Origin of the sequence: Cystobacter fuscus DSM 2262, assembly GCF_000335475.2 — a bacterium.
GTDB classification, from domain to species: Bacteria; Myxococcota; Myxococcia; order Myxococcales; family Myxococcaceae; genus Cystobacter; species Cystobacter fuscus.
In genome coordinates this window covers 14,695-31,059 of record NZ_ANAH02000001.1, presented here as the reverse complement: position 1 = coordinate 31,059, position 16,365 = coordinate 14,695, and the positions used below count along the sequence as shown (strand labels likewise).

The following is a 16,365-nucleotide window of genomic DNA, read 5'->3' as shown; positions in this document are numbered from 1 at the left end:
CTCCGGGCGTCCTCGACATGAAGCACGACAGCAGCCCTTCCACTCCGTCCGCTCCGCCGGCTCGCCCCGCGCGCCGCGGCCGATGGTTCCTCCTGCTCGTTCCCCTCGTGGTGGGTGGAGGGGGGCTGCTGTTGTCCCTGGGGATGCCCGCTCCGGAGCCGGATTCGCCGGAGACGTCCGGGCCGGGTGTTTCCTCGGCCTCCCCGGTGCGCGCGAGCCCCGGGGCCCGCGTGCCGGGTGCTCCGTCTCCCTCGGTCCCCAGGGCGCCAGTGGCTTCCGCTCCGTCGCCCGAGGAGGCCGAGCGTGAGGCCCAACGGCGGCTCTGGACGGCGCGGTTGGAGCGGGCGCGCTTCTCGCTCGACTCCTACCGGCAGTCCACGCGCTACCCGCACGAGTCCCGCCCCATCGAGGAGCACCCGGACCGGGTGTACCCGGCTTCGCCCTCGCGCAAGCAGCCGCTCGGCAAGAAGGGGGGCGACATCTCCCTGCGGCTCAAGCAGGAGAAGATCTTCGTCGTGGGCGAGGAGTCGGTGCGCTTCTTCGTGGGCTGCGAGAACGCGCACACCGGACAGCCCCTGTCCTGCGAGGTGCACTCCGCCACCGCGAGCGAGGCGCCCTACCTGGAGCAGGCGGGGAAGATCAGCGCGGTGCCACTGGAGTTCAACGACTCGGGGCGCCTGGGGGACGAGGTGGCCGGGGATGGGACGTGGACGACGAGCTTCCAGCCCTTGCGTCAGGGGTTCCCCCTGTTCGAGGGCACCCTGCGCGTGGGCTTCGGCGTGAGGGCCGCGGGCAGTGCCGAGGGCAGCTCCTTCTTCGACATCCAGTTCACCCCCGCGCCCCCCGCCACCTTCACCGGCAAGGTGCGCGAGGTGGTGGAGCAGGGCTCGTTGCGGTTGTACGTCGGGCTCCAGGTGCGCAAGCCCGGCCGCTACGTGTTCGCGGCGCGCGTGGATGACGAGGCGGGCGTGCCGCTCGCCTACCTGGACTTCAACGAGGAGCTGGAGGCGGGCGCGCGCGAGGTGCGCTTCTCGCTCTTCGGGTTGTTGCTGCACGACAAGAAGCCGGACTTCCCCCTGCGGCTGCGCGACGTGGAGGGCTTCCTCCTGCGCGAGCGGGGGGATCCGGATCGGGAGCTGGTGAAGACCCTCGCGGGCGTCGTGCACACCACGGGGGAGTACCCCCTGGAGCGCTTCGCCGCGGACGAGTGGACGAGCGAGGAGCGCCAGCGCTACCTGGACGAGTTCTCCCGGGACGTGGCCGACGCCCAGGCGCACCTGGACGCGCTCGCGGGCAAGGGTCCTCCCTGAGCCAAGGCTACTCGTTCGCGGTGAGCAGGGCGAAGGCGGCGGCGCGCACGGCGGCACTCGGGTGCTGACGCAGGGCGCGCAAGGCCTGGGCCGCGTCCTCGCGCCAGTTCAGCCGGTGCCCGGCGGTGGAGACGAGCACCACCGCGACCAGGGGCAGGGGTCCGGTGACGGCCTGGGCGAGCTGCAACAGTCCCTCGGGCGTCCACTCGGCGCCGCGATGGTCCACCGCGCTGGCCACCGTGGTGGTGAGCCCCGAGGCGAAGAGGGGCTCCTCCCGCGTCTCCTCCGCCAGGGCGAGCAGCACCCGGGTGGCGTCCGGCACGTCCTTCCACGGGAGTCCCGCCAGCCGCAGGGCCGCGCTCTCGGGCCAGAGTGACGGCTCTCGCGCCAGCACCTGGGCCAGCTCCTCGAGGTGCGCTCGCAGGCGCACGCGCACCGGCAGCGGCTGGCCGAGCAGTGCCCGGATCAGCCCCGCGAGCCGTTGCCGCTCGGGGATGTCGCGCTCGGCGGTGGCATTGAAGGCGAGGGGCGCGGAGACGAGCCGCGCGGCGCAGTCCTTCACGTGCTCGAAGGCCTTGCCCTCGCAAGTGGTGCCCACCAGGGCGCCGAGGGCCTCGCGCCACTCGATGCCCTGGGCGATGTCCAGCACGCGCCCGGCCGCCTCGCGCGCCACCTCGTCCTCCATGCCGCTGGCCCAGTGCGCGAGCCCGGTGAAGGCTCGGCGGCGCACGGTGGGCTCGGGGTGGCGCGACACCTGGAGCAGGAGCGCCGCGTAGCGGGGCCGCGCCTCGGGAGGCAGCCGCGCCGGGGCTTCGTCGAGGAGGCTCGCGGCGATATCCGCCTCCGGACTGCGCGCGATGGCCTCCAGCAGCTCCCACGCCGCGGGCTCGTCGAGCAGTTGCCGCGCGGCGTGGCCCACGGCGATGCGCACGTCCTTGTGCAGCCGGGGATTGTCCCACTGCTCGCGCAGCAGGGGGAGGCTGCGCGGCGAGCGGAAGGCACCGAGCAGCCGCAGGGCCTCCTTGTGCACCGTCACCTTGAGCCGCTCGCGCGCGAGCAGCGTGCCGAGCGTGGTGGAGAGCACCTCGGGGGCGACGCGGCGGGCCACCCGGGGCACCGCGTACATGGCCACCCGCGCCCGGTCTCCGTCCAGGGCGTCCAGCAGCAGGGGCAGCCCGGGCTCGGGCTGGTCCAACGCCGCGAGCGCGCCCAGCGCGGCCTCCACCGTGGGCACGTCCGGGGAGGCGAGGAACGGGGCGAGGGTGTCCACGTCGACCACGAACAGGCGTGGCAGGACGTGCAGCACGCGCATGCGCTCGAAGGCACTGCGCTCGGTGTCCGCGGCGATGCGCAGCAGCAGGTCGCGCAGCAGCTCCTGCTGGCGGGGCACCCAGCGGTGGAAGCCGTCGAACACCGAGGGCACCCAGATCGTCTTGCCCGTGCTGAAGCGCCCCTTGATGCGCCGGCCCTTGAGGAAGGGATCCAACCACTCCTGGCGCCTGCGGTGCAGGTGCTCGAGGACGGGGTAGAGGACGACGTGGCTCTCGTCGCGATCGAGCAGCTCGCGTACCCGCGCGTCTCGCGTGCGCGGCGGGGCGAGCCAGAGTCCGATGGCCTCCTGCGCGCCCGTGTCGGGGGTGGATTCGGTGATGGTCGCGAGCTGGCTCTGGAGCATGTCCAGGTTCCACGCCCGCCGGCCCAGGGCGCGCGCGAGGGCGAGGGTCATCCCGTGGCTCTCGCGCTGGTTGGCGGCGCGGATGAGCGGGAGCAGGGCCGCGAAGAGGTGGTGCTCCGCGCCCCGGGGAAGATCTCGCTCCAGGGAGGGCAGATGGAGCGCTCCGGCCCGGACCACCAGCCGCTTCACGGTCTCCAGGGCGAAGCGGAAGAGGGGCTGGTCCGGCGCCGTGGCGTACTGGCGCAGCAGGCGCAGGGCCAGCGCCTGGAGCGCATGGTGCGTGCCGAGGGACGTGTCGCGCGCCTCGACGGCGTACGTCACCAGGGCCTCGAGGGCGGGGATGTGCTCGGGCGCGAAGAGGGACAGCGGGATGCGGGAGAGTTCGAGCAGGACTCCATGGCGGACCGGATCCTGCTCGTTCCTCAGCCGGGCCAGGGCGGCGAGCGTCTCCGTGAGGCCTCGGCGGGACAGGCCGGTGCAGGCCACGAGCAGGGAGAGCGCCCGGGCCCGGTCCTCGGCCTTGCTCGCGGAGGCGGCCTGGCGCAGGGGCTCACGCGCGTGCTCGATGGCGCGCAGGGCCAGCATGGCGAGCCGCCGGTCGCGGTCCTCGCGCACCTCGCGCAGGCCGAGCTGCCGGGTGGCCTCGGCGTCGCGCGAGGCGAGGGGCAGGACGGTGAGCAGGGTGTCGGGGTGCGCGCGCGGTGCCGTCCCCTCGAAGGCGTGGGCGAAGAGGGCGGGGCGCTCGGAAGGGGGACACGCCGCGAGGACGCGGGCGAGGAGGGAGGGCTCCTCCGCGAGGGCCCGCGCGAGGGCGCGCCGTTGGTCCGCGGAGGCGCTCTTCAGCTCGCGCAGCGCGCCCCGGGGCAGGGGCGTGTGGAGGAGGGTGGCCCGGAAGGCGGGACGCAGCAGGAGCGCGAGAATCTGCTCGGGGTGGCGGCGCACGAGGCGCGGCAGGGCGCGCGTCACGAAGGCGGGCAGGTGGTCGGGAGGAGCGAAGTCCTGGACGAGCGCCAGCACGGCGTCGGCCCGCGAGAGCGTCAGCTCCTGGAGCGGCACGTGGTAGCGCTGGAAGAGGGAGACGCGCTCGAGTCCGGAGGCCTGGGCGAAGGTGTCGCGGAGGAAGGTGAGCACCACGTCCGGCATCTGGTGCACGAGTGAGCGCCAGACGTTGACCTGGTGGGCGAGCTCGGGGAGCAGGCGGTGCAGCGCGGCCGGGTCGAGCGCGGGCAGGAGGAGCGAGGCTTCCGCGGCCCCGTGGCGCGAGCGGATGAGGGGGAAGAGCCGCGCGGCGAGCGCGCTCCGTCGGTTGTGGGCCAGGCCCTTGAGGACGCGGCGGCGGACGAAGGGGGCCAGCTCGGGCAGGCGCCGCTCGAGGGCGGTGTCGTCCAGGACGAAGCGTCCGGCGAAGGCGGCGGCGCGGCCCTGGACCTGGCAGGAGGGGTGGGTGAGTCCCCGCAGCAGGATGTCGCCGTCGCTCGCCGCCCGGGCCATCTCGAGCGCCAGCAGTCCTTCGTGGGCGCCGCCGGAGAGCAGCCGGCTCATGAGCGATTTGAGCTCGGGGAGGTCGCGGTTATCGCGGCCCAGGAGGGCGACTCGCTTGAGCCGCGCCCCGTGGTTCAGCTTGTCCAGCTCCGACAGCAACGCTTCTCGCGACGGGATCCGCATGCGGACTTCCTCTCCAGGTGGCCGCCCGGGACGGGACGGCATGGGGCGGGGATGTCCCCCGGACCCGGAGGCCGGGGCACTGATGGAGTTGCTGGGGCGTGCCTGACAGGCCGCTCAGCCCGCCTCGCCGGCGTCGATGTTGTAGGCGGAGCCGGTGATGGAGGCCGCCGCGTCCGAGGCCAGGAAGAGGCACAGCGCCGCGACTTCCTCGGGCTGGATGACGCGTCCCATGGCGTGCATGTTCGCCAGCGCCGCGTGGGCCTCCTGCTCCGAGCGGCCCGTGGTCTTGCTGATGGCGGCCTTGGCGTTGGAGAGCATGTCCGTCTCCGTCCAGCCCGGATTGACGATGTTCACCGTCACGTTCTTGCGCGCCCACTCCGCCGCCAGCGAGCGCGTGAGCCCGAGCAGCGCGTGCTTCGACGCGCAGTAGGCCGACGTGTACTTCACGCCCCGCGTCGCCGCCATGCTGCCGATGTTGATGATCCGGCCCCCGCCCGCCGCCGCCATCGCCGGCAACAGCTCGCGGCAGAAGAGGAAGGGCGCCGTCACGTTCACTGCCATCACCCGGTGGAAGTCCTCCATGCTCGTCTTCTGGATGGGCGCCGACACGGTGATGCCCGCGTTGTTCACCAGCACGCGGGGCGCGCCCGCCTCGCGGATGCGCTGGCTCGCGGCGATCACCGCCGCTTCGTCCGCCACGTCGATCGCCAGCGGGCGCACCGCTCCATTGGACTCGCGCGCGAGCTGCTCCAGCGCGTCCACCGCCCGCGCGAGCGCCCACACCTCGTAGCCCTCCTTCACGAACGACTGCACCAGCGCCCGCCCGATGCCCCGGCTGGCGCCCGTCACCACCGCTATCTTCTTGGATGTCGTCATGGCGCCGAACCATACCCGGACCCGGGTCCCCCTGGCCCTGTCCGGTGATACAAGCCCCTCGGCTCTTGTCTGGGAGGACACGCCCATGCCCCGCGCGGACATCACCGACCTGATGCGCCTGGATGACCTGCTCTCCGACGAGGAGAAGGCCGCCCGGGACACCATGGCCCGCTTCGTCGACACCGAGGTGCTCCCCATCATCGGTCAGCACTTCCGCGAGGGCACCTTCCCCGCGCACCTCGTGCCGCGCCTGGCGGAGCTGGGCGTGCTCGGCGCCAACCTCCAGGGGTATGGCTGCGCTGGGATGAACGCCGTCAGCCAGGGCCTCGTCCTCCAGGAGCTGGAGCGGGGGGACTCGGGGCTGCGCTCCTTCGCCTCCGTGCAGGGCTCGCTGTGCATGTTCCCCATCCACTCCTATGGGAGCGAGGAGCAGAAACAGCGCTTCCTGCCCGCCATGGCCCGGGGAGAGCTCATCGGCTGCTTTGGCCTCACCGAGGCGGACTTCGGCTCCAATCCCGCCGGCATGCGCACCCGGGCCCGCCGCGATGGGGACACGTGGGTCCTCAACGGCTCCAAGGCGTGGATCACCAACGCGACCATCGCCGATGTGGCCGTCGTGTGGGCCAAGACGGACGAGGGGGGAGCGGAGTCCGTGCGCGGCTTCCTGGTGGAGAAGGGGATGCCGGGCTTCGGCGCCCGGGAGATTCCGGGCAAGTTCTCGCTGCGCGCGTCCACCACGGGGGAGTTGTCCTTCCAGGACGTGCGTGTGCCCGAGCGCAACGTGCTGCCCGGGGTGAAGGGGTTGCGCGGGCCGCTGTCGTGTCTGAACAGCGCGCGGATGAGCATCGCCTTCTCCGTCACCGGCGCGGCCATCGCCTGTTTCGAGGGGGCCCGGGAGTACGCGCTCACCCGGGGGCAGTTCGACAAGCCCATCGCCGCCTACCAGCTCACGCAGGAGAAGCTGGCGGACATGCTGCAGGAGATCGTCAAGGCGCAGTTGCTCTCGCTGCGCCTGGCGCGGCTCAAGGACGAGGGCAAGCTGACGCCCATCATGGTGAGCCTGGCCAAGCGCAACAACGTGAAGGTGGCGCTGGACATCGCCCGCTCGGCCCGGAGCATCTACGGCGCCAACGGCGTCACGGATGCCTACCCGCCCATCCGCCACATGCTCAACCTGGAGAGCGTCTTCACCTACGAGGGCACCCACGAGGTGCATACGTTGGTGCTCGGCAAGGCCATTACCGGCCATGACGCATTCGGCTAATTCCCACCCGGAGTGTGTCTGGGAAGGAACGCCCGGGAGGGAAGCGGCCGGGCGGGAGCAGAGCGGACGCCCATGGGGGCCCGGGGTGGTGTAGAGGGGAGGGCGCCTCGTGTTTCACGAATCGAACCCGGAGCCCATCCTCATGAGCACCCCCCGGTTGAACGTCACCACCGCCACCGCCACGTCCGAGCGCATCTGGGAGGAGGAGATCATCCCCCGGCTGCACGACTACATCCGCATCCCCAACAAGTCGCCCAGCTTCGACAAGGAGTGGGTGAAGAGCGGGCACATGGACAAGGCGGTGAAGCTCATCGCCGGCTGGTGCGAGTCCCAGGCGAAGCACATCCCCGGTCTCAAGGTGGAGGTGGTGACGCTCAAGAACGAGCAGGGCGAGGCGCGCACCCCCGTCATCTACATGGAGATTCCCGGCACCGGCGACGACACGGTGGTGCTCTATGGCCACCTGGACAAGCAGCCGGAGATGACGGGCTGGCGCGCGGGGCTCTCCCCCTGGGAGCCGGTGCGCGAGGGCGACAAGCTCTACGGCCGTGGCGGCGCGGATGATGGGTACTCGGCCTTCGCGTCGCTGGCGGCCATCCGCCTGTTGCGCGAGCAGGGCGTGCCGCACGCGCGCTGCGTGGTGCTCATCGAGGCGTGCGAGGAGAGCGGCAGCTACGACCTGCCGGCCTATATCGAGCACCTCGCGCCGCGCATCGGCAAGGCGTCGCTCGTGGTGTGCCTGGATTCGGGCTGCGCCAACTACGAGCAGTTGTGGATGACGACGTCGCTGCGCGGGCTCGTGTCCGGCAACCTGCGCGTGGACATCCTCACCGAGGGCGTGCACTCGGGAGACGCGAGCGGCATCGTGCCCTCGTCGTTCCGCATCATGCGGCAGATCCTCTCGCGCGTGGAGGACGAGCAGACGGGCCGCATCCGCGTCGAGGGCCTGCACGTGCACATCCCCCAGGCGCGCCGGGAGCAGGCCGCGGCCGTGGCGGAGGTGCTGGGCGAGGAGGTGTACTCGAAGTTCCCCTGGGTGCCCGGCGCCCACCCGGTGACGACGGATCGCGTGGAGCAGATCCTCAACCGCACCTGGCGCCCGGCCCTGTCCGTCACGGGCGTGGACGGCATGCCGGCGCTGGGCAGCGCGGGCAACGTGCTGCGTCCCTTCACCTCGGTGAAGCTGTCCATGCGCATTCCTCCGCGGTTGGATCCGAAGGCGGCCACCGAGGCGCTCAAGCTGGCGCTCGAGGCGTACCCGCCCTATGGCGCGAAGGTGTCGTTCGAGGGCGAGAAGGCGAGCGCCGGTTGGGACGCGCCGCCGCTGGAGAAGTGGCTGGAGGCGGCGGTGCAGGATGCCTCGCGCACGTACTTCGGCCGGCCGTTCATGGCCATGGGCGAGGGCGGCACCATCCCCTTCATGGAGATGCTCGGCCGGCGCTTCCCCCAGGCCCAGTTCCTCATCACCGGCGTGCTCGGGCCCAACAGCAACGCCCACGGCCCCAACGAGTTCCTGCACCTCCCCACCGGCAAGAAGCTCACCTGCTGCGTGGCCAGCGTCATCTCCGCGCACCTGTCCCGCTAGGTCGGGACTCGCCACCCCGTGGCCCGGCAGTAGGGCCGCGGGGGGGCTCTGTTCGACACCGCACGCCGCCGCTCGCGGCTCGGAGGCTCGGAGTGGGCAACGGGTAGGGTCCCGGCCCCTCGAAAAAGACCATGTACAGCAGCCTCGACAGCATCGACATCGTCACGCAGAACGAAGCGACGGGCCGCAAGGGCTTCCTGCAGACGGATCACCGCTCGGCCGCGGAGATCCAACAGGAGCGGGAGGTGTCCACCCTGTTCGCCCTCACCCGCGTGCTCAACGCGCGCCAGGCCATCGAGTCCGAGGAGGGACCGGTGGACGTGCTCTACGTCTGCTCGGAAGCGCCGCCCGACTTTCTGCGCAGCGTGGTGACCTCGGCGGGGGGCCGGGTGCAGATCAACGACGAGCCGGTCTCCGTGTACGAAGGCCCCATCGGCACCCCGGAGGATCTCGCGGAAGACGCCTTCCGCAAGCTCGCGTACCGGGTGGCGCATGGACGGGAGGCGTCCCTGGACGAGGGGGTCCTGTCGGCGCTGCAGGAGGAGTACGCCCAGCAGCCCGGCGTGGAGGAGGACGAGCCCGGCTACTGGACGCGCGTCGTCGAACTGGCGGCGGTAGCCGGAGAACTCCTGCGGGCCCGTCATGGCGGGCGGTGGGCCGAGGCCCAGGAGCTGGCGACGATGCCCTTCGCCTTCCGCCTCGGGGGAGCAGAGGGGGCGTCGCCCGCGATCGTCAACGTGGTGGGCAAGGCCGAGCGGTTCCTGACGAACGGGGAGCGCGACAGCCTCGTGCTGCTGCTGCGCATGGCGGAGGATCAGTCCCTCGCGGCCACCGAGCCCAGGCCCGTGCTGTTCACGCTCAAGCCCTCGGACTGGAGCGTGCGCGACCGGGTGCTCTGCCGGCCCCTGTTCGACGCGCCGGCCCGTGCCGACGTGCCGCTCGTGGCCTACGGGGAGGATCTGCCGAATTCGTTCTCCCTCTTCAGGCGGGGCGGCTCCCGGGATGGGGACCTGGACGCGCTGCATGCCCAGGCGCTCGAGAACCTGAAGGCCATCTCCGTGGAGATCCAGGAGGTGGGCGAGGGTCCCCAGCGGGTGCTCGCCGTGTCGGGCCACTACTTCGCCGCGGAGAAGGTGCTGGACGCGCCCTTCCTGCGCGCCATGCACGAGCGCCTCGACAGCCAGGTGCTCCTGGCGGCGGTGCCCCGCAAGGGGTTGCTCCTGGTCACCAGCGCGCTCGTGGAGCCCTCGCTCACGGCGGGATTCATGGGTTTGTGCGAGGAGCAGTACGCGAGTGAGGACTCCGCGCCCATCTCCCCGACGCCCCTGGTCATCCAGGACGGGATGATCTGCGGCTTCGTCCAGATGGGCGATGAAGCGCGAACCCCTTCCCCGTCAGGGGAGCCGCCCCGGTCCGGACCCACGGGAGGGCTGAAGAACTGAGGGAGACGCGAGCGCTCATCCAGGGGGCCGAGGGCCTGTGACAGTCCTCACATCCGGGGAGTGAAGGCGCGCACAGTCGGGGAGAGGGGGGACTGGCAGGGTAGTGCCTGTCTGGACGCCGGAGGTTCCGGGTCCGGACTCACGACCCCTCACCCCAGAGAGCGCCATGCGACTCCCTTCCTTGAAGTCCTCGTTGTCCTCCCTGGCCTCGCTGCTGCTGGCCAGTACGTCCCTGGCGGCAGCTCCGGCTCCCGAGCGCAAGCCCCGTTACTGGTACGACCAGCACGGCAGCTACGCACTCATTGGCAACACGCTCGCGCAGGGGTGCAAGGAGGGGACTCCGTCGCCGCTGGTGGGCCGCACGGGCCCCGTGTGCCGTTATTACGACGACACGTCTCCGGATTATTTCTGGACCCTCGATGAGGATGGCCAGGGCGCCTACGCCGACCTGTCCGTGTCCCCGGAGCAGGCGCGCAGCCAGGCCGAGCTCGTGCTGCCCAAGGGCGCGAGGGTGACCTACGCGCGTGTCTACTGGGCGGCGACCCGGTCGAATACGGTGTGGCCCACTCCGGCGGATCCGCTGAAGCAATTGCCTGACAGGGAGGCCCGATTGGCCTTCCGGACCGCGCCCTCCTCGCAACTGCTCCCCCTGGAGCTGCGCGACGATGCGTCAATCCCTGTCTCGCTCGCCACCCAGGACTATCAATACCAGTCCTCGATGGAGATCACGGCGTTCATCCGCCAGCACGGCTCGGGGCTCTACCAGCTGGGGGGGGTCGACGCGATCGATCTGCGAGGCCTCAACGCCGAGTTCATGTTCAGCGCCTGGTGGATGGTGGTCTTCTATGAGCTGGAGAGCGAGCCGATGCGCCATCTGATGCTGTTCGATGGACTGGATGGCGTGACGAAGGAGGTGTCGCTCAAGCTCAAGGGCTTCTACGTGCCGGAGGGGACCACCGACGCGAAGCTGGGGGTGGTGGCCTTCGATGGAGACGAGCCCGATGTGGGGGACTGGTTCAAGTTCAACGGGGTCAAGATGGAGAACACCCTCAACCCGGCGGACAACTTCTTCAACAGCTCACGCAGCTACCAGCCGCGGGCGGGCGGTGTCGGCACGCCCATCGCCCACCCGGTGAGTGAGCCGGGGGATCTGCCCCGCCTGCGGGGCAATGCCTGGAGTCTGTCGGGGTTGGATCTGGACATCGTGGATGTGTCGCTGGCGCCCGGGGACAAGACGGCCGAGGTGCTGGTGGGCAAGGAGAAGGACACCTTCTGGCTGGGGGGCTTCATCGCCTCCATTTCCACGCAGCGTCCGGACTTCCGGGACACCGTCAAGACGGTGAAGAACCTCTCGCGCACCGATGGCACGACGCGGCCGGGCGACCGCCTGCTCTACACCATCACGACCACCAACCGGGGCGATGACGTCTCGGTGGGAACGACGTTCACGGACACGCTGCCCGCTCAGCTGCAAGTCGTCCCGGGCTCCATCCGGGTGAACGAGCGCCCCATGACCGATGCCCCGGGTGATGACACGGCCTTCTGGAAGGGCACCACCCTCACCGTCTACCTGGGGCAGGGCGCCACGGCGGCCAGGGGCGGAGAGATGAACCGGATGGCGTCGGCGACCGTTTCGTTCGAGGCGAGGGTGAAGGACGAGGCCCAGGGGAGCATCGACAATCAGGCCCTCATCACCGCGGGGGGCAAGCTCGGGGCGGACGTGATGGATACGCCCTCGCGTCCGAACAAGGACGCTTCCCCCGGTCCCACCTCCGTGCCCGTGGGAATCCCCAACACGCCCGCGCTCGACACGCCGGCGGACGGTTCCACCCTCTCGGAGCACTCGCCCACCTACTCCGGCAAGGCCGATGCGGGAGCCACGGTCATCGTGCGGCGTGAGGATGGTTCGGAGGTGTGCTCGAGCGTGGCCGACTCCACCGGTGTCTGGTCGTGCCAGGAGCCCACGTGGCTCTCCGATGGGCCCCAGACCGTCCGCGTCGTGGCTCGCGATTCCCGGGGCGAGAGTGCTCCGGTGAGCTCCACCTTCACCGTGAAGACTCCCGACGAGCCCCACACGGGCACGCCCACCGGCGGCGAAGACATGGGGGGCTCGGGCCCCGAGTATCTCGTCGCCGGTCGCGGTTGCAGCTCCGCCGGGGGCGCGCCCCTGGTGTGGCTGGCGACGCTGCTGCTGGGAATGGGCGTTCGCTCGCGGCGCGCGGTTCACTCGGCCGGACTGGTGGCGCTGGGCGCGCTGTCCGCCGCGCCAGCGCAGGCCCAGAGCCTCGCGCCGTCCGAGCTGTCCCAGTCCATCGACGTGCAGCGCTACAAGCCCGGCCCTGGCGCCACGGACATCCTCGGCGTACATGGCGCCCGCGTGGACCGGCACCTCGGCTGGCATCTGGGCACCTCGCTCAGCTACGCGAACAACCCGCTGGGCTTCCTCGACTCGAGCCGGGGCCAGTTCGTCTACAACGTGGTGGCCACCCAGGTGACGGTGGAGGTGATGGGCTCGTTGTCGCTGTGGGACCGGTTGGAGCTGGGCGTGGCCCTGCCCCTCACGTACCAGGCCTCCCAACGCGGCGCGGCCGTCACCCCGGCCTTCGCGCAAGGGGTGACCGGTGGCGGCCTGGGGGACCTGCGGTTGGTGCCCAAGGCGCACCTCTTCTCCTCGGGCGCGCTGCACCTGGGCCTCGCCGTGCCCGTGGTGCTGCCCACCGCGGGGGGGCAGGGCTTCCGGGGCGGCTCGGGGCTGGCCGTGCAGCCCCAGGTGGTGGGTGAGTGGGCGGATGCGCGTGGCCTGCGCGTGCTCGCCAACCTCGGGGCTCACCTGCGGGGCACCGAGCAATTGAGCAACCTGCGCACCGGCCACGAACTGCTCTTCGCGCTCGGCGCGCGGGTGCCGGTGGGCGAGCGGTTCTCCGTCCAGGCCCAGCTCGGGGGCGCGCTTGGACTCGCCGAGCAGAACTCCGAGGAGTTGCCGCTGGAGCTGCTCGCCTCGGTGCGCTACCGCGTGCGCGACGGGCTGATGGTGCACGTGGGCGGTGGTCCGGGCCTCTCGCGGGGTTATGGCACCCCCGGCTTCCGTCTCCTCGCGGGCCTGGACTGGGCACAGCCTGGAGAGCGTGCTCCCTCGCCTCGTGCTCCCCTCTCCGATACGGATGGGGATGGCGTCGCCGACGCGCGGGACGCGTGCCCCCTCCAGTCCGAGACGCTGAATGGCGTCCAGGACTCCGACGGCTGCCCGGACGTGGCTCCCCCGGCGGATGCGGACGGTGATGGGCTCGGGGATGACCAGGACCGGTGCGTCACCGCGCCCGAGGATGCGGATGGCTTCCGGGACGAGGACGGCTGCCCCGAGCTGGACAATGATGAGGATGGCGTCGCCGACGCGCGGGACGCGTGCCCCCTGCGGCCCGAGGTCATCAATGGGGTGAAGGACGAGGATGGCTGCCCGGACGAGGGCGCGTCCAAGGTGCGCCTGGAGTCCAAGCGCATCGTCATCCTGGAGAAGGTCTACTTCGCCACGGGCGAGGACGTCATCCTCGAGCGGTCCTTCGATCTGTTGAAGCAGGTGGCGTCGGTGCTCAAGGCCCACGCGCAGGTGGAGCTGCTGCGAGTGGAGGGGCACACGGACGACCGGGGCGATGACGCCAGCAACCGGGCCCTGTCACAGCGCCGCGCGGACAACGTGCGCACCTTCCTCCTGCGGGAAGGCATTGCCTGGGAGCGGCTGGAGGCGGTGGGCCATGGCGAGAGCCAGCCCGTGGACACCAACCAGACGGAGGCGGGCCGGGAGAACAACCGCCGTGTCGAGTTCAACATCGTGAGGGTGGCCGAGGGCGGAGACGGCCAGACGCGCTGATGCCCGCCTGAGCCAGGCGTCCTCCACGCCCCGCGTCCCCCTGCTCGGGGCGCGGGGCGCGTACCGCTTCAGCGGCTCAGGACGGCGTGGGCTCGCTGGAGCCCTCGGGGGCGGTGCCCTCGGGGGCGGCGCTCGCGGCGTCGTTGGAGGCGGACGCCTCGGACGGCTCGTCGTCCTCGTCGGGCACGGGCGCATCACCCCGGGCCTCGGCCGCCTGCTGCTCCTTGACCTGGTCGTCGCTCATGAAGCCGATGGGCGACTCCTTGCGGTTGAGGAAGCGCACCGACTTCTTCGACAGGGCGTACATCTGCTCGGCCACGGCCGCGGGCACCAGCGAGTGCTCGATCTGCGCCGGCTCGGGGCGCTCCACCACGCCGAGGATGCCTTCCTCGAGCTGCTTGGCCTGGGCCTCGGTCAGCTCCAGGCGGCGCAGCTTCCCCTTGCGCGTCATGAAGTAGAAGACGGTGGCGCCGACGTCCACGGGCACCTGCCCGCCGTAGACCAGCTCGCGCAGCTTCCTGTCCTGCTCCACCTGCTTCTTGGACTCCATGCGCTGGGCGGCCTTGGAGCCCGGCAGGGGCGGCAGCTTGGGCACGGGGCGGCTCACCGCCTCCGCCTGGGGAGGACGCCCTCCCTGCGGCCGACCACCGGCACCCTGCGGACGGAAGCCTCCCTGCGGCCGACCCCCGGCGCCCTGGGGACGTCCTCCTCCTCCCGGAGCCTCGCGGCGGGGCGGACGCTCGTCACGTCCCCGGTGCTCGCGCGGCGGGCGCTCCTCGCGCTCGCCTCGGGGCGGGCCCGAGCGCTGGGCCGACGGCTCGGACGGGGGACGGGCGGCCTTCGGGGCCGTGGTTTCGGACTTCTTCGCCTGGTCCTCGGAGACCAGGCCGGCCTTCAAGAGCTTGTCACGCAGGTTCTGCATATGGCGCCTTCTATCTCGTACATTGCCGCGCGCAAAGCCGTCCCTTGCCCCTCTTGTACCTCCTTCGTAATTTGGGCAACCCCCCTCGTCTGGAAGTTGGAGGACCCGTGACCCGTTTTTCCCCGTCCGCCTTCGCCGCCGTCCTGGCGCTCTCCGCCTCGGCGTGCCGGCCGGACGAAGTCGACCGCGCTGCCAAGGCGCGCATCTTCTCCCCCGAGGATCCCCCCAAGGTGGTGGCCTCGGCGGCCGAGAAGCTCAACCCCCAGGACGTGGCGGACAACCCCCGGGTGGCGCGTCGCATCCTCTCCATGGATGCCGCCGAGGTGACCGAGCGGCTCGGGCCCCACGCCTACACGGCCACCATCACCTCCGAGTGGACGGGGGCGCAGAACAGCGGCTCGAACAAGCTCACCGAGACGCGCACCTTCCGCGCGGGCCCCGGCGGCGTGGGCGGGGACTTCCATGGTGTGCTGGAGAACAGTCGGGACCAGGGCCTGGAAGTGATGCGCGTGGGGGGCAAGGTGTACGCCCGCAACCGCTACGGCGTCTTCCGGCAGCGCTTGCGTGACCGGGGCATGGCCGAGCGCACGCGCTCCGAGCTCACCGGCGCCATCCGCGACCTGGACGCGCTCTTCCGGGATCGGCTGCATCTGGCGGCCCAGGGCACCGTCACCTATGAGGGCCGCACCGCGTGGCGCTACCAGGTGAGCCTGGGGCCCGAGGGCAACACGGGCACCCAGCCCGTCGTGCTGCCCGCGCTCGCCACGCCCAAGGGTGGCCGCGACGACACCACCCGCCGCCGCCTGGCCTTCTTCGAGCACCGCGTCCCCCAGTCGCTCAGCGGCGAGGTGCTCGTGGACGCCGCCACCTCCGTCGTCCTCAAGGTCCGTCTCGACGGCCGCATCTCCGTGCCCGCCAACGACGCCGCCGGTCTGGCCGAGCTGCGCATGGTGCTGGAATCCGCCGTGACTGAAATCGGGAAGGATCCCAAGCTGCAGGCGCCGGAGAACTTCCTGCCGGACGCGGACAAGCCGCAGGGCATCGCGGACGCGCTGGATCGCTTCGGGATTCCGCGCAACAAGCCCGAGGGCGCCACGACGGGCGGCGCCGCTCCCGCTCCGGCGGAGGATCCTCCGGACGAGCCGTAGTCCCGCCGGGGGGGGCCTCGTTGTCTCCACCCGCTGTCCCCCCGCTGTTCCCACGCGTGCCTGTCCGGAATTGGACTTGGGAATCAGACCCGGGTCTCATGCCCCGAGGTAGGCAGGCGTGTGCCTCGCTACAGGCAGGCACCGAGATGTTGGAAGAAAATTTGACCCTCCTCTTGCGATCTCTACAATCCTCGTCGGTTGCGGCTCGGACGCGTCCGACATGATCGGATGTTCAGGGTCGATCGCAAGGGAGTGGAAATGGAGCGCAAGGTCAGCGGTAGCACCACGGTGACGGCCAAGGAGGTCAAGGTAGCGCTGGAGAAGGCGCGGACCCTGGCACCCGAGGAGGAGAAGGTGCTGCGCATGCGGCACGGCGCCGGAGCCGCCAGCAAGAGCGCGCCGCTGCCGCGGGCCGCGGGCCAGAACGAGGAGCTGGGCGATGAGCTGCTGCTCATCGAGATGCAGCTCATGAAGGCCATGCGCGAGCGCACGGGCCAGACGAAGACGGCCAGCAACAAGCCCCAGACGGCCGCGAGCGCGAAGGCGACGAAGGAGAAGATCGTCCGCGCCCTGAAGAAGAAGCCGTAGCCGGTACCCGAGGGGGGGATTCCCG

At 71.2% G+C, this 16,365-nt stretch carries 10 protein-coding genes; 7 read left to right on the top strand and 3 right to left on the bottom strand.

Annotated features, from left to right (window positions below; all coding sequences use genetic code 11):
* The first annotated feature begins 17 nt into the window (after positions 1–17).
* Positions 18–1,310: a hypothetical protein gene (locus tag D187_RS00110; RefSeq protein ID WP_020917687.1), complete on the top strand. Its 1,293-nt coding sequence runs from the start codon at positions 18–20 to the stop codon at positions 1,308–1,310.
* Positions 1,311–1,317: 7 nt separating this feature from the next.
* On the opposite strand, the gene D187_RS00105 is transcribed toward D187_RS00110, so the two are convergent.
* On the bottom strand, positions 1,318–4,650 hold the full coding sequence (locus D187_RS00105; RefSeq protein WP_002630128.1) for a hypothetical protein: 3,333 nt from the start codon (positions 4,648–4,650) through the stop codon (positions 1,318–1,320).
* A gap of 114 nt (positions 4,651–4,764) precedes the next feature.
* A complete protein-coding gene (locus tag D187_RS00100) occupies positions 4,765–5,526 on the bottom strand; it encodes an SDR family NAD(P)-dependent oxidoreductase (protein ID WP_002630129.1) in 762 nt (253 codons plus the stop codon).
* On the opposite strand from D187_RS00100, the gene D187_RS00095 reads away from it, so the two are divergent.
* From D187_RS00095 to D187_RS49215, 4 genes are all read left to right on the top strand, one after another.
* A complete protein-coding gene (locus D187_RS00095) occupies positions 5,525–6,790 on the top strand; it encodes an acyl-CoA dehydrogenase family protein (RefSeq protein ID WP_281171736.1) in 1,266 nt (421 codons plus the stop codon). The two genes, D187_RS00100 and D187_RS00095, sit on opposite strands and share 2 nt — an antisense overlap.
* A 142-nt stretch (positions 6,791–6,932) precedes the next feature.
* The gene (locus D187_RS00090; protein WP_051256190.1) at positions 6,933–8,375 is read left to right on the top strand and encodes a M20 family metallopeptidase; all 1,443 of its coding nucleotides are present in this window, start codon (positions 6,933–6,935) and stop codon (positions 8,373–8,375) included.
* 131 nt (positions 8,376–8,506) lie between these two features.
* Positions 8,507–9,817: a hypothetical protein gene (locus D187_RS00085; protein ID WP_002630133.1), complete on the top strand. Its 1,311-nt coding sequence runs from the start codon at positions 8,507–8,509 to the stop codon at positions 9,815–9,817.
* Between the two features lie 166 nt (positions 9,818–9,983).
* The gene (locus D187_RS49215) at positions 9,984–13,682 is read left to right on the top strand and encodes an OmpA family protein (RefSeq protein WP_002630134.1); all 3,699 of its coding nucleotides are present in this window, start codon (positions 9,984–9,986) and stop codon (positions 13,680–13,682) included.
* Positions 13,683–13,758: 76 nt separating this feature from the next.
* Here the strand turns inward: D187_RS49215 and D187_RS00075 are convergent, their stop codons facing one another.
* Positions 13,759–14,604, bottom strand: a complete 846-nt coding sequence (locus D187_RS00075) for a DUF2058 family protein (protein WP_002630135.1) — start codon at positions 14,602–14,604, stop codon at positions 13,759–13,761.
* A 107-nt stretch (positions 14,605–14,711) separates the two neighbouring features.
* On the opposite strand from D187_RS00075, the gene D187_RS00070 reads away from it, so the two are divergent.
* Both D187_RS00070 and D187_RS00065 read left to right on the top strand, forming a co-directional pair.
* Positions 14,712–15,752 (top strand): hypothetical protein, encoded by a 1,041-nt coding sequence (locus tag D187_RS00070; protein ID WP_002630136.1) that lies wholly within the window; start codon positions 14,712–14,714, stop codon positions 15,750–15,752.
* A gap of 258 nt (positions 15,753–16,010) precedes the next feature.
* Entirely contained in the window at positions 16,011–16,340 is a 330-nt protein-coding gene (locus D187_RS00065) for a hypothetical protein (RefSeq protein WP_002630137.1), read from the top strand.
* Positions 16,341–16,365 lie beyond the last annotated feature (25 nt).